The sequence below is a fragment of the Aeromonas molluscorum 848 genome, from assembly GCF_000388115.1.
GTDB classification, from domain to species: Bacteria; Pseudomonadota; Gammaproteobacteria; order Enterobacterales; family Aeromonadaceae; genus Aeromonas; species Aeromonas molluscorum.
The window spans coordinates 35,737-49,129 of the sequence record NZ_AQGQ01000008.1 but is presented as its reverse complement, the minus strand read 5'-3'; the positions used below and the strand labels follow the sequence as shown (position 1 = coordinate 49,129).

Below are 13,393 nucleotides of genomic sequence, written 5' to 3'. Positions count from 1 at the left end.
AGACAGTGCCCGCTCAGGCAAGGTTTTTCTCATCAAAACAACTCGACCGCGCATTTTTTCGCCTCAAGCCATCAAAAGAGTCGAATTAGACGGCATTATGCCGAATCTTTATTCGATTCATGCTGACGTGCCTCTATATAGCTAAGCCAGCGCTCGGCGCGCACCTGCCAGGCCGTGCCGCCTTCTGCTTTCAACTCCTGAGCCAACACCATGGCTTTTGAATACTGCTCTTGATTCAGCAGTGCCTGTACCAGCTGCGCCTTGACCCTACGCCCCTGTTCGCTCCGGTTTTGCCCTGCTGCAGCCAACTGACTCATGGCCGCCTCAGTTTTTCCACCTAACAGAAGCAATTCGGCAGCGCGCAAACCGGCCTCACTCTTGGTGTGTTGCCGAGCCAGGGTCTGCCAGCTGTCGATAGCCTTGGGCCACTCTCTTGCCCCCTCCCAAAGCTGGGCAAGCAAACGCAGGTTTTCCGGGCTCTGCTTGAGCTGTCCTTGCGTCATGGCATTTTCCAGCAAACGGGCACCGCGATAGGGCAATCCTTGATAGGCATACAAGCGGATGAGTTGACCCCGGGTATCCACATCACCCATCAGCTTGCGGTCTATGGCAGTTTGCAATAAAGCCAGGGCCTGCTCTCCCCGCTTCGCGGAAAGATTGAGGGCCACAGCCTGTTGCCACCAACGTCGCTCGGTCGGTTCACGGCGAAGAAGTTCGCCGGCTTGATCGGCCGCCTGGGGATAGCGTTGCAAGGCGGTCAGGGCCGAGAGCCGGATCAGTGCCACCGGTTTCTGCCAACCCTGCTTGAGCAGTTGATCGCTCTGGCTGATCGCCTCGGCATATTGCTTGTTGTGGTAATAGAGACCCGCCAGGCGCAACCTGAGCTCGTCACTTGGTTGCTTGGCAAGTACGGCCTGGTAGCTGGCAATGGCGCCGCGCCAGTTGGATTGCTGAGCCTGGATATCGCCACGCAGGCGCAGCAACTGGAGTTGTTGTTGAACCGGCCACTCTTGATAGGTCAGCGCCTGCTCCACATAGCGACTTGCCTGGGCCGTCTGCTGCAGGTTGGCAGCCAGGGATGCATTGAGCTGAGCCAACCAGGCCTGTTCAGCCTCAGAGCCAGGCTTGAGTTCCCGTGCCCGGCTCTGGGCCTGTTGGAACTGGCCGGACTGATAGAGTTTCAGCACGGGGGCCAACTGGCGGGAGAAGAGCGGGCTCACCTCCATGGCCCAACTGCCAGCGCTCACCAGGGCCAACAGGCAGATCCAGATCCGCAACATAGTCATGACTCCAACTTGAACTTGAGGGTGATGGTCTGGGGCAATTTGTCACTCGCCCCCGGTCTCGGCTGATAACGCCACTTGCTCACCGCCTGGATGGCGGCTCGTTCGAACTGACGTCTGGGTTTGGCCTCGACCACAGTCACATCCTGTACCCGCCCCTGGGCATCGACTGCGAAGCTCAGGGTCACGAAACCTTCTATGCCTGCCTGTTGCGCCCGGTAGGGGTAGGCAGGTTCGATGCGCTGCAACGGGGTCAAGATATCGCTGCTGCCAATGCCGTTGAGCTGACCATGGGGATTACCCTCCGCCACGGCGGCCGGTGCTGGCGCGGCCAGCACACCGGGCGCGGCAACCTGCACCGGGCTCAGATCAGCCACCAGATCCAGGCTGGGTTGTACCGAAGGCAGAGGCGGCGTTGCCGGGGTAGGCATGGGACTCAGGGAAAGGGCAGCCGGTGGTTCGGGCAGGGGATCTGGTTTGGGTGGCACCGGCCGTTCCCGCTGCGCGACTTCGCTCTGCTCCGTCTGCATGCGGATGACGATAGGATCCTGTTCAGGATGGAGGCTTCGCTCCTTGGGAGGCTCGACCAGTGCAGCCATGAACAGCAATATCCCCAAGCTGAGCAACAGACCCAGCCCCAGACTAACAAGCTTCAACTTCATGGGGCAGACACCGCCACCGCTATGTTGGCGATGCCGGCAGCCTTGGCCTCATCCATCACCCTCACCACCTTGCCGTGAGGCACACGCTCGTCAGCCTGGATCACCAGGCTCGCCTCGGGCTGTTCGGCCAGCATCCGTGCCAGACTGGCTTGCACCCGCTCTATATCAACCGCCTTGCGATCGAGATAGATCTGACCCTGCTCGCCGATGGCCAGCATGATGCTGGAGGACTTCTGGGCCTTGGCATGACTCGCCTGGGGGCGATTGACCTCAAGCCCGGCTTCACGCACGAAGGAGGTGGTCACTATAAAGAAGATCAGCATGATGAAGACGATGTCGAGCATGGGGGTCATGTCGATCTGCACTTCATCACGCACGCGCTTGGATTGGCGTCTCATGGTAATACCTTCTCTTCGCGCAGTCCGTCCCGGGTTTGTGCCAAGGCACGCTTGGCCTTGCTGTCGAGACGACTGAGTAACAATACGCCGAGCAAGGCAACCACCATACCCGCCATGGTGGGTATGGTGGCGCGGGAGATGCCGCCCGCCATGCTCTCTGGATTAAAGCGGTTGGCCGCCGCCAGGGTGTCGAACACCCCTATCATGCCGGTCACTGTGCCAAGCAACCCCAACATGGGGCAGAGCACGACCAGGGTGCGGATGAGGATCAGATGACGGCCAAGTTCCAGCTCGGCCTGAGCCAGCCAGCGACCACGGATGGCGCGGGCGTGCCAGCTGCTTTGCTCCACCCTGGCCTGCCAGTCGGCTTGCAGGCGGCGCTGCAATACGCCGTAGCCCAGATTGAAGTAAAGCAGCCGTTCGATGATCAGGACCCACATCAGCGCCAGCATGGCCAGTATGACCCAGAGCACTGGGCCACCTCGGCCCATGAAGCTCTGCAACTGATGCCAGATGTCAAGCATCATGCCGCGCGCCCTTCCCGCATCTCTCCTTCGGCACGCTCGGCCAAGATGCCGGCCACTTGCTGCTCCAACACATTGGAGAGCTCGACGAAGCGCGACTGCAGCAGACTATGGGAGAGGATGAGCGGTATGGCGGCTACCAGCCCCATGACGGTGGTGATCAGGGCCATCGAGATGCCACCCGCCATGATCTTGGGATCGCCGGTACCGAACTGGGTGATGGCCTGGAAGGTGCCTATCATGCCGGTCACAGTACCGAGCAGACCCAGCATGGGGGCCAGGGCGGCAATCACCTTGACCATGCCCAGACCCCGTTCGAGGCGCGGCGTCTCCTGTAATATGGCCTCATCCAACCTCAGTTCCAGGGTCTCCATGGCGATCTCCGGGTGTTTGTCCGCGACCAGCAGTACCCGGCCGAGGGCATTGTCCGCATGATAATCACCGCTGGCCAACTGACGGCGCACCCGGCCCAGCTCGCGAGAGAGGCTCCATAGCCGCACCGCGGCGATACCCAGGCCGATCAGCGCCAGCAGCACTATGATGGCACCCACCTTGCCCCCCTGCTGCAACTGCTGCCAGAAGCTGGGTGCCTGGGCCTGCATGGCAAGCAAGACACCGTGGGAGGGATCGAGCGGTACGGCCTCGCCCTCCTGCCCCTGATAAGCATTGGCGGCACTATTAAGATTGACGGGCAGGCCGAGCACAGGTGTCAGGCCACCGGCCTCCACCTGTAGCAAACCGGCTTGCCCCAGCAGCATGAAGCTGCCGATGCGGGTCACCGGCTGGCGACTCGCGGCGCCCTGACTGTCCAGCACATTGGTCTCGAAGCGCGCAATCTGGCCAGATCCCTGAATCTCTTGCATCAGCAGGGCCGGCAGCTGTGCCAGGGCGGTGCGATCCGGCACATCCTGCTCCTTGCTCATCTGCTGCAAGGGTTGTAAACGATCGCCATATTGACCCTGAAGCGCCGAGCCACCAAGCAGCCTGGTCGCGTCCTTGGCACCTTGGCGGGCTACGGCAAAGACCTCGTCCATGTCGCTGGCCGCTTGCTGCCACTGGGATTTCAATTCCCCCAGTTTTTTCTCATTGTCGGCAAACTCGCCCGCCAGTTGCTTGCTCTGCTGCTGGGCGGCACTCAACCGGGCACGGGCGCTCGCCAGGGTCTTGCTGACCTCACCCAGAGCCTGACTCGCCTGTTGTTCACGGGCCTGCTCCTGAGCCTGCCAATCTTCATTGGCCAGAGCCGGCTGCGTCATGCCCAGCACCAGAACCACAAGAAGGGGAAGCTGTTTCATGATTGGGTCTCCTGCAGGGCCACGGAGAGCGGCAGTTGCAACAACTGGGGGATGCCTTTGTCTTTCGCCATGGCAAAGGCATCGCCGAGCGGGCTCAGCCACCGCTCATCCAGTGCCAGCCATGCTTTTTGTTGCGCCGACCAGCGCCAGGCCAAACTCTGATCTGCCGTCATGGCGAGCAGTGCCACTCGGCCAACCGCCAGCACCTCAACCCGACGGGGCATACCGTCCAGTGTCAGCTCTGCCGTATAGGCATCGAGCCGATTACCGTATTCAGCCTCTATCTGATAGGCCTGCAATAGTTGGCGAAACTTCTCCGCCTCGCTCACGTCACTGCGGGCCAGGGTCGCTTTCAACCCCTGTATCCGTGACAACCGCTCATCGATACGCAGCGGAATGTCATCTGCTACCAGCGCCGCCAGATCGCTCTGCATCTGCAGTACCAAGGGGATAAGACCCTTACGAGTCTTTTCCACCGTACCAAGCTGGGTATTGAGGCGAGCCAGTTCCTTGCGCTGATCGGCGACCAGAGTGTGCATATAGCTGTTGTAAGCCTCGAGATCGCGCAGTTGCAGCTCGGCACTCTGCAACTCCTGGCGGGCGGCGAGGGCGGCATCGGCCGCTTTCTCAACCCGCTGCTGGGACGCTTGCCCGGCGGCAATGCTTGCCTTGAGGGCAGGCTTGACCAGTTCATCGGCTGAAACTGACAAGGAGATCGATAATGGCAACAGGGCCAGACACCATAACTTGTTCATGACATGAATCTTATCAATGATAACTATTCTCATTATTTCAAATCATGGGAGCAGTAGCAATCGACATCAGTCCTTGGCCTAGGGGGAAAAAAACAGGATAATTTTTAGACAAACACGGGATCTACTGGCGTTGGTAGAAGCAACACCAAATTTATAACTAAAAAATATCTTTTCGATCAGCAAGATAGAGGTCGAAAAAGGAGAAGAACATGTTTAACGACGCCATATGGGAACACATAGACAGGTTCACCAAGGCCAAGAAAACAAGCGACATCCAGCAGCTTCTGGAACGGTTCAGCCACCAGATGGGCTTCGATTATTTTCGTTTGCTGATTATTTTTCCCATCAGCATGCAAAAGTCCCACGTCGCCTTGTTCAACAACTGTCCCACCAGCTGGTTCAATGCCTATACGGAAAAGCAGTTCCTGACTCAGGATCCGGTGGTGCATCTGGGCCTGAAGCAGACCCAACCCATCTTCTGGAACCAGCTCGATTGCACCTCGCCCTGGCTGCCCAGCGCCAGCCAGGAGGTGATGAACCTGGCCGCCGACTTCGGCGTTCGCAACGGTGTCTCCTTTCCATTGCACACCCCGCAGGGCGAACACGGCATCCTCTCCTTTATTACCAAGGAAAAATCCGACTCCGAGCTGATGTTCGACAACGTGCCCATGCTCTCCTTTTGTGCCAGCTATATCTTCAATTCAGCCCTGACCCTCATCAAGGCCAGACCGGATCTGATGAAGTATCTGACCGAGCTGTCGGATCGGGAGAAGGAGTGCCTGTTTTGGGCCAGCGAGGGTAAAACGTCCTGGGAGATCGCCACCATACTCGGCATCAGTGAACGGACCGTCAATTTTCACCTCAACCAGGTGACCAACAAGACGGATTCCAAGAACCGCAGCCAGGCCATCGCCAAGGGGATTTCCAGCGGCATCATAGTGCCCTCCCTGACCGATGTGACTATCACCAACCTGCGGCTCTCCTAGCCAGACAGGAAAACAAAAAGAGCCGCAATGCGGCTCTTTTTCATTCCAGACCATGACTTATTCCACTGTCACAGATTTCGCCAGGTTGCGAGGCTGATCCACGTCCGTGCCCTTGATGAGGGCGACATGGTAGGAGAGCAGCTGCAACGGCACAGTGTAGACGATGGGGGCGATAGCCTCCTCGACATGGCTGAGGTTCATCACCCGCATGGTCTCATCGCTCTTGAAACCGGCAGCCGCATCGGCGAACACATAGAGAATGCCGCCGCGGGCGCGCACTTCTTCAACGTTGGACTTGAGCTTCTCCAGCAGATCGTTGTTCGGTGCCACCACTATGATGGGCATCTCGGCATCGACCAATGCCAGCGGGCCATGTTTCAGCTCACCGGCGGCATAGGCTTCGGCATGGATGTAGGAGATCTCCTTGAGCTTGAGCGCCCCTTCCATGGCGATGGGGTACTGGCTGCCACGGCCCAGGAACAGACTGTGGTGCTTGTCGGCAAACTCTTCGGCCAGAACTTCAATCTCCTTGGCCAGCGCCAGACTCTCATTGATACGCTGCGGCAGGGTTTTCAGCGCATTGACCAGCTCGGCCTCGGCGGCGGCGCTCAGGTTGCCACGGCAATGACCGATGGCGGTCACCAGCATCAGCAGACCGGCCAGTTGGGTAGTGAATGCCTTGGTGGAAGCCACCCCGATCTCGGTACCGGCCCGGGTCATGAAAGCCAGATCCGATTCACGCACCAGGGAGGAACCAGGCACATTGCAGATGGCCAGCGAGCTCATGTAGCCAGACTCCTTGGCCAGACGCAGGGCGGCCAGGGTATCGGCGGTCTCGCCGCTCTGGGACAGGGTCACCAGCAGGCTGTTGGGACGCACGACCGACTTGCGATAGCGGAACTCGGAGGCGATCTCCACATCGCACGACACGCCAGCGATCTCTTCAAACCAGTAGCGAGCGACCATGCCGGAGTTGTAGGAAGTACCGCAGGCAATGATCTGGATGTGCTCGACCCGATCGAAGATGGCACGGGCACCATTGCCGAACGACTCGACCACCACATGATCGCTGCCAAGACGGCCTTCGAGGGTGTTGGTGATGGCCTTGGGCTGCTCATAAATCTCTTTGAGCATGTAGTGGCGATACTCACCCTTGTCACCGGCATCATGGGAGAGCTCGGATTCCAGCTCTTCGCGCACCACCGCATTGCCGTTGGCATCGAAGATGTGCACGTCACGGCGGGTCACCTCGGCCACATCGCCCTCTTCCAGGAAGATGAAACGACGGGTCACCGGCAGCAGCGCCATCTGATCGGAAGCGATAAAGTTCTCGCCGATGCCGCGACCGATAACCAGGGGGGAGCCGGAGCGGGCCACCACCACGCGGCTGTCGTCACGGCTATCCATCACCACGGTGCCGTAGGCGCCGCGCAGCTGCTTCACCGCCACCTGCATGGCCACCAGCAGACTGGGGGCGGATTTCAGTTCGTGGTGTACCAGGTGGGCGATCACTTCGGTGTCGGTATCTGAGCTGAACTCATAGCCCAGCCCCTGCAGCTCGGCGCGCAGCTCTTCGTGGTTCTCGATGATGCCGTTGTGCACCACCACGATATGCTCGGAGACGTGGGGGTGGGCATTGCGCTCGGAAGGCTCCCCATGAGTCGCCCAGCGGGTGTGTGCTATGCCGGTTCCGCCATGCACGGACTGTTCGTCCAGCGCCTTGGCCAGCTCGGCGACCTTGCCCAGACGACGCACCCGCTGCAGCGGATGCTCGCTGCTGAACACAGCCACACCGGCGGAGTCGTAGCCGCGATACTCGAGACGACGCAGTCCCTCGACCAGAATTTCCGCTACATCACGTTGGGCCACGGCCCCGACGATGCCACACATAGACTTCTCCTTACACTTGAATTGTTAACAATGGGGTGGGCAGGCGAACATCAGCCTGCGAGGGGAGCGCAGATCAGCGTCACCCCTTTGGATTCGAGTAGTTGCCGGGTTTCATCGGCCAAGTCTTCGTCAGTCACCAGGGTATGAATTTGTGCCCAGGGCAACTCCAGATTGGGGATCTTGCGGCCTATTTTTTCTGATTCGACCATGACGATGACTTCCCGAGAGACCTCGGCCATGACCCGGGACAGGCCCACCAGCTCGTTGAAGGTGGTGGTACCCCGCTCGGGATCTATGCCATCGGCACCAATGAACAGCTGGTCGAAGTCATAGGAGCGCAGCACCTGTTCCGCCACCTGGCCCTGAAAGGACTCGGAGTGGGGATCCCAGGTGCCGCCCGTCATCAGCAGGGTAGGTTCGTTTTCCAGCTCGCGCAGGGCACCGGCCACATTGAGGGAGTTGGTCATCACGATCAGGCCGCGCTTGTTGCTCAGCATGGGGATCATGGCACTGGTGGTGCTGCCGCTGTCGATGATGATGCGGTTGTGATCGCGGATCCGTTCGGCGGCCGCGCGGGCGATGGCCAGCTTTCGTTTCGAAACTTGCTCCGGGTTATCCGTCACTACCATCTCGCTCGGTAGTGGCACCGCCCCCCCGTAGCGACGCAGCAACAGACCGCCGGTCTCCAGCACGGCCAGATCCTTGCGGATGGTCACTTCCGAGGTGGCAAAGTGCTTGGCCAAGGCATCAACGCTCACTTCACCCTGTTCTTGCACCAGAGTCACTATGGTGTGGCGGCGCTGCTGTGTGTTTCGTTTTGTCATTGGCAAGTTTCGATTCGAAAGAATGGCGGAATATTAACAAGCTTTGCGGGAAAAACAAGCGGGCAACATAGGATCCCCATCACTTAGCTGCCAAAATAGACCGGCAGAGAGTGAGAGGATCCCATGCACAAGAGATTGATATGGTTGGTAGAAGACGAGGCCAACATAGCAGACACCCTGATCTATGCGTTGCAGACCGAGGGGTTCGAAGTGACCTGGTTCAACCTGGGCGAGACCATGTTGGCGAGATTGGCACAGACCCAACCTGACTTTCTGATCCTGGATGTGGGCCTGCCCGACATCAACGGCTTCGAGCTGTGCAAGCGGGTCCGGGCCAACTGCGATACCCCGCTGATGTTCCTCACCGCTCGCAGTGAGGAGATTGACCGGCTGATTGGACTGGAAATAGGCGCCGATGACTATGTGGCCAAGCCCTTCTCGCCACGGGAAGTCTGTGCCAGGGTTCGCACCATATTGCGCCGCAGCGGGCGACAGCCCCCCTCACAGACCAGCGGCTTGCAACTGGACGAGGATAGGGCCCGCATCAGCTTTCAGGGTCAGGCGCTGGCGCTCACCCGCTACGAATACCTGCTGCTCAAGACTCTGATGCAGGCGCCGGGCCGGGTCTACTCCCGCCAGCAGCTGATGGACTTGGTGTGGAGCGGGGCCGAAGAGAGCCTGGATCGCACCGTCGATACCCACATCAAGACCCTGAGAGCCAAGCTGAGGGAGCGGGACCCCGATGCCAATCTGATCCTGACGCACAGGGGGCTGGGCTACAGCCTGGAGCTGGCATGAAACATGATCCATTGAACAGCAACCGCGGTGCAATCTGGGACAAATATGAGACCTAATTGGATAGCACCCGATCATCGGAAACCGGCATGAGAATTGGATTGCAACTGCTGGCCGGATTGCTGCTCATCTTCGCCCTGGCCGCCTGGTTTGTACTGGAGATCTTCGTCGAAGAGATCAAGCCGGGGGTGCGCAGCGCCGCCGAAGATACGCTGGTCGACATGGCACAGATACTGGCCCCCCTGGCGCTGGCTGATTTGCAGGAGGGCAAGATGGCCAATGGGCGACTGGCTCATGCCTTCGCCCGCCTCAATCAGAGGCCCATCAATGCCCTGATCGATGGCCACCTCAAGCAGCAGACCGAGTACCGTATCTATGTTGTTGATGCAAAAGGAAAAGTGCTCTACGACTCCTCGGGGCGGGATCTGGGCAAAGATTACTCCCGCTGGAATGATGTCCATCTGACCCTGCGCGGTCAATATGGCGCCCGCAGCACCCGCAGCAACCCGGACGATCCCGCCAGCTCAGTCATGCATGTGGCGGCGCCGCTGCGCGAAGGGGATGAGATTCTCGGTTCCCTTACGGTTGCCAAACCCAACCATACCCTGCTGCCGATGATAGAGCGTGGGGAGCGCCAGCTCTTGCAGGCTGCCGCCCTCATGTTGCTCATCGCCCTGCTCATTGGCGGCTTGCTGGTGTGGTGGCTAAACAGGTCAATCCGCAAGCTGGAAACCTATGCCCAGGCCGTCAGCCAGGGCGAGCCTGCCCAGTTGCCCCATTTATACAGCCTGGAGCTGGACAGGTTGGGGCGCTCCCTCGAGACAATGCGCCGCCAGCTCGATGGCAAGAGTTACATAGAGCAATACGTCCACAGCCTGACCCATGAGCTCAAGAGCCCCCCTGGCGGCCATTCGTGGGGCGGGGGAGCTGCTGGCGGAGGCCCCCCCTCCGCAAGTCGCGACCCGTTTCATTGGCAACATCAATCAGGAGACGACCCGCATGCAGCAGCTGATCGAGCGTATGTTGCAGCTCGCTCGCCTCGAATCGGGTCAGGATCGTGAACGGCAGGCGGTGGAACCATCATCACTCGGCGAAGGGGTCGCGGCGGCGCGCCAGATAGTGGCCGATCGACGGAACATCACTCTCAGCCGCAGCCTGAAACCGGCCCGGCCACAGCACTGGGATCCCTTGCTGGTGGGACAGGCCCTGGGCAACCTGATCGACAATGCCCTCGACTTCAGCCCAACCGCTGGCCTGCTGGCGATAGAGGGAGAGCCGACACCGGATGGCTACCGTTTCCGGGTCAAGGATCAGGGCCCGGGTATCCCGGATTTCGCCCTGCCGCGCATCTTCGAGCGCTTCTACTCTCTGCCCAGGCCAAACGGCGCCAAGAGCAGTGGCATAGGGCTCAGCTTCGCCGCCGAGGTAGCGCGCCAACATGGGGGCAGCCTGACGCTGCACAACGGGAAACAAGGCGGAGTGCTGGCCGAACTCTGGCTGCCCACCAGCGGCACAACATGATTCATATGGACTTCACACTGACCACACAGAGCGTCGCTAAGCTGGTGCCCCCCATGCCGCCATTCCGGGCACATGGGGCCATGCCCTGTCGAATCAAGGAGACCCGAATGTCCCGAATCCTGTTGCCCGGCCTGATTGCCGCCAGCCTGTTGTTCAGTGTGCCCGCCAGTGCGGCTGGCTGCTGGCTGTTTGCCGATGGCACCGGCCAGCCCTTGTCCCAGCAGGGAGAGTGCAGCCAGCGCCTGCCCCCCGCCTCCACCTTCAAAATCCCGCTGGCACTGATGGGTTATGACAGTGGCTTTCTGGTCGATGAACAACTGCCAGCCCTGCCGTTCAAGGCCGGAGATGCAGACTTCCTGCCCGCCTGGCGCGAGACCACCACTCCGAGCCGCTGGATGGACCATTCGGTGATCTGGTACTCCCAGCGTCTCACCGAGTGGCTGGGAGAAGCCCGCTTCCAGCAGTACGTCGACCACTTCGACTACGGCAACCGGGATCTCGCCGGCAATCCGGGCAAGCAGGATGGTTTGACCCAGGCTTGGCTCAGTTCATCGCTGGGGATCAGCCCGCTCGAGCAGGCCAGTTTCCTCGGCAAGCTGGTGAGCGGCAAACTGCCCGTCGCCGCCGACGCGGTACGCCACACCAGCGCCATCATGCGTCAGCCCGACATCGACGGCTGGCAAGTATACGGCAAGACCGGTATGGGTTACTTCAAGCAGGCCGATGGGAGCCTGGACCGACAGCGTCCCATTGGCTGGTTCGTCGGCTGGGCCAGCAAGGGAGATCAGACCCGCATCTTCGTCCATACCGTACTGGACAAACCAGGCAAGCAGTTCGCCTCAGTCCGCGCCAAAGAGGAGCTCTTTGCCGCCCTGCCGGACAAGCTCAAGCAATGACAAGCGCGGTTCGCGGCGGGCAAATGGGGTTGTCCCAGTCCACTTGAGCGCGGCCTCATTCACTCCAGCCGGCGCCAGGGCGCCGGTTTTTTTATCGCCCTTCACCCTCACTTCACAGAGGCTCACCTCCCCTTCACCCAGCCAGGACACACTGACCTCCGATAACAAGGAGCCCGTCATGGTCAAACAGATAATCACCCACAAGCTCTTCCTGCTACTGCTGCTCGGCCTGCTGTTGATGCTGCCGGTGCAGTCGATTCTGGATCTCAATCACGAACGCCAGCGCTATCAGCATCAAGCCATCGACAGCATGATGGCCAGCAGCAGCGGTCCGCAGCGGCTGCTGGGGCCTGTTCTGGTACAACCCTATAGCCGCGCCGTCACCGTGGAGCAGGATGGCAAGCGCTTCGTGCGCCAAGAGCGGCTCTACCGCTATCTGTTACCGGAACAGCTGGAGATGCGCGCCAGCATGGTGGTCACCCCGCGCAAACTCGGCATCTATCAGGCGCAGCTCTATCACACCAAGCTCACCCTCTCCGGCCATCTGCCCGATACCCTGACGGACAAGCCGTTGCTGGCCAGCAACCCGGACCTGCTCTTTGACGGCGCAGATCCGGCGCTGGTGGCGGGTAAACCCTATCTGAGCCTGGTGCTGTCCGACGCCCGTGGCATCAACAGCGTCCCCGTGTTGCAACTGGGAGAACGCCGCATCCCCTTCGTTCCCGGCGCCTTGCTCACAGAGGGTCAGGCTGGCATTCACGCGCCGCTCGACGCCTTGCCGGGCGAACAGGGCAACTTCCATATCGAGCTGCACTTGCAGGGCATGAACAGCCTGGAGCTGGTGCCCCTCGGTCGGGAGAGCAGACTGCAACTGAGCGGCAACTGGCCGCATCCCAACTTCGTCGGTGACTTCCTGCCGGACAGTCGCAAACTGGATGAGGCTGGCTTCAATGCCAGCTGGCAGACGAGCTGGTTCGCGACCGACATGGAGACCCGTTTCTTGCGCAGCATGAGTGGCAGGGAAGACACCCTGCCCGCCTTCAGTGTCAATCTGGTGCAATCAGTGGATCAATACCGGCTCAATGAGCGGGCCGCCAAATATGCCCTGCTGTTCATCGGACTCACCTTCATCAGCTTCTTTATGTTCGAGCTGCTCAAGGGGCTGCGGGTGCACCCGATCCAGTACGCCCTGGTCGGCATGGGACTGGTCATCTTCTATCTGCTGCTGCTGGCACTGACCGAACACCTGGGCTTCGCCCTGGCTTACCTGCTGGCGAGCCTGGCCAGTGTGGCGCTCAATGGCTTTTACCTGAGCCATGTACTGAGGGGCCTGAAGCAAGGGCTCGGCTTCGCGGCCCTGCTGGGAATGGTCTATGCCACCCTCTATGGCCTGTTGCAGGCACAGCAGAGCGCGTTACTACTCGGTGCCCTGTTGCTGTTCGCCGTATTGGCGCTGCTCATGGTGCTCACTCGCAAACTGGATTGGTATAGCGTCATGGACAACTCCGGGCGCGAGCCATAAAAAAACCGGCGCCACAAAGCGCCGGTTTCCTTAATTTCATAG

At 60.1% G+C, this 13,393-nt stretch carries 12 protein-coding genes and 1 pseudogene; 5 read left to right on the top strand and 8 right to left on the bottom strand.

Annotated elements, in window-relative coordinates; genetic code table 11:
- Nucleotides 1–95 precede the first annotated feature (95 nt).
- The 6 genes from G113_RS02940 to G113_RS02915 are packed head-to-tail and all read right to left on the bottom strand — an operon-like array spanning nucleotide 96 to nucleotide 4,917.
- A complete protein-coding gene (locus G113_RS02940) occupies nucleotides 96–1,280 on the bottom strand; it encodes a tetratricopeptide repeat protein (protein ID WP_005893226.1) in 1,185 nt (394 codons plus the stop codon).
- Between the two features lie 2 nt (nucleotides 1,281–1,282).
- Entirely contained in the window at nucleotides 1,283–1,945 is a 663-nt protein-coding gene (locus tag G113_RS02935) for an energy transducer TonB (RefSeq protein WP_005893224.1), read from the bottom strand.
- Entirely contained in the window at nucleotides 1,942–2,343 is a 402-nt protein-coding gene (locus tag G113_RS02930) for an ExbD/TolR family protein (protein WP_005893222.1), read from the bottom strand. The genes G113_RS02935 and G113_RS02930 overlap by 4 nt, the downstream gene beginning before the upstream one ends.
- Nucleotides 2,340–2,870, bottom strand: coding sequence for a MotA/TolQ/ExbB proton channel family protein (locus tag G113_RS02925; protein WP_005893220.1), 531 nt, complete (start codon nucleotides 2,868–2,870; stop codon nucleotides 2,340–2,342). Before G113_RS02925 ends, G113_RS02930 begins: the two co-directional genes overlap by 4 nt.
- Nucleotides 2,867–4,162, bottom strand: a complete 1,296-nt coding sequence (locus G113_RS02920) for a MotA/TolQ/ExbB proton channel family protein (protein ID WP_005893218.1) — start codon at nucleotides 4,160–4,162, stop codon at nucleotides 2,867–2,869. Before G113_RS02920 ends, G113_RS02925 begins: the two co-directional genes overlap by 4 nt.
- A complete protein-coding gene (locus G113_RS02915) occupies nucleotides 4,159–4,917 on the bottom strand; it encodes a DUF3450 domain-containing protein (RefSeq protein ID WP_005893214.1) in 759 nt (252 codons plus the stop codon). Before G113_RS02915 ends, G113_RS02920 begins: the two co-directional genes overlap by 4 nt.
- A gap of 209 nt (nucleotides 4,918–5,126) precedes the next feature.
- On the opposite strand from G113_RS02915, the gene G113_RS02910 reads away from it, so the two are divergent.
- Nucleotides 5,127–5,903 (top strand): helix-turn-helix transcriptional regulator, encoded by a 777-nt coding sequence (locus tag G113_RS02910; RefSeq protein WP_005893211.1) that lies wholly within the window; start codon nucleotides 5,127–5,129, stop codon nucleotides 5,901–5,903.
- A gap of 57 nt (nucleotides 5,904–5,960) precedes the next feature.
- Here the strand turns inward: G113_RS02910 and glmS are convergent, their stop codons facing one another.
- Together glmS and G113_RS02900 are read right to left on the bottom strand one after the other, a co-directional pair.
- On the bottom strand, nucleotides 5,961–7,793 hold the full coding sequence (gene glmS, locus G113_RS02905) for a glutamine--fructose-6-phosphate transaminase (isomerizing) (protein WP_005893209.1): 1,833 nt from the start codon (nucleotides 7,791–7,793) through the stop codon (nucleotides 5,961–5,963).
- A 50-nt stretch (nucleotides 7,794–7,843) separates the two neighbouring features.
- The gene (locus G113_RS02900) at nucleotides 7,844–8,617 is read right to left on the bottom strand and encodes a DeoR/GlpR family DNA-binding transcription regulator (protein WP_005893207.1); all 774 of its coding nucleotides are present in this window, start codon (nucleotides 8,615–8,617) and stop codon (nucleotides 7,844–7,846) included.
- Between the two features lie 123 nt (nucleotides 8,618–8,740).
- On the opposite strand from G113_RS02900, the gene blrA reads away from it, so the two are divergent.
- The 4 genes and pseudogenes from blrA (at nucleotide 8,741) to creD (ending at nucleotide 13,351) form a co-directional block, all read left to right on the top strand.
- Nucleotides 8,741–9,415, top strand: a complete 675-nt coding sequence (gene blrA / locus G113_RS02895) for a beta-lactam response regulator transcription factor BlrA (RefSeq protein WP_005893205.1) — start codon at nucleotides 8,741–8,743, stop codon at nucleotides 9,413–9,415.
- An 86-nt stretch (nucleotides 9,416–9,501) separates the two neighbouring features.
- Nucleotides 9,502–10,933 (top strand): annotated as a pseudogene (gene blrB, locus G113_RS02890) (beta-lactam sensor histidine kinase BlrB).
- Between the two features lie 107 nt (nucleotides 10,934–11,040).
- On the top strand, nucleotides 11,041–11,829 hold the full coding sequence (blaOXA, locus tag G113_RS02885) for a class D beta-lactamase (RefSeq protein WP_005893202.1): 789 nt from the start codon (nucleotides 11,041–11,043) through the stop codon (nucleotides 11,827–11,829).
- Between the two features lie 178 nt (nucleotides 11,830–12,007).
- Entirely contained in the window at nucleotides 12,008–13,351 is a 1,344-nt protein-coding gene (creD, locus tag G113_RS02880; RefSeq protein WP_005893198.1) for a cell envelope integrity protein CreD, read from the top strand.
- Nucleotides 13,352–13,393: the final 42 nt, after the last annotated feature.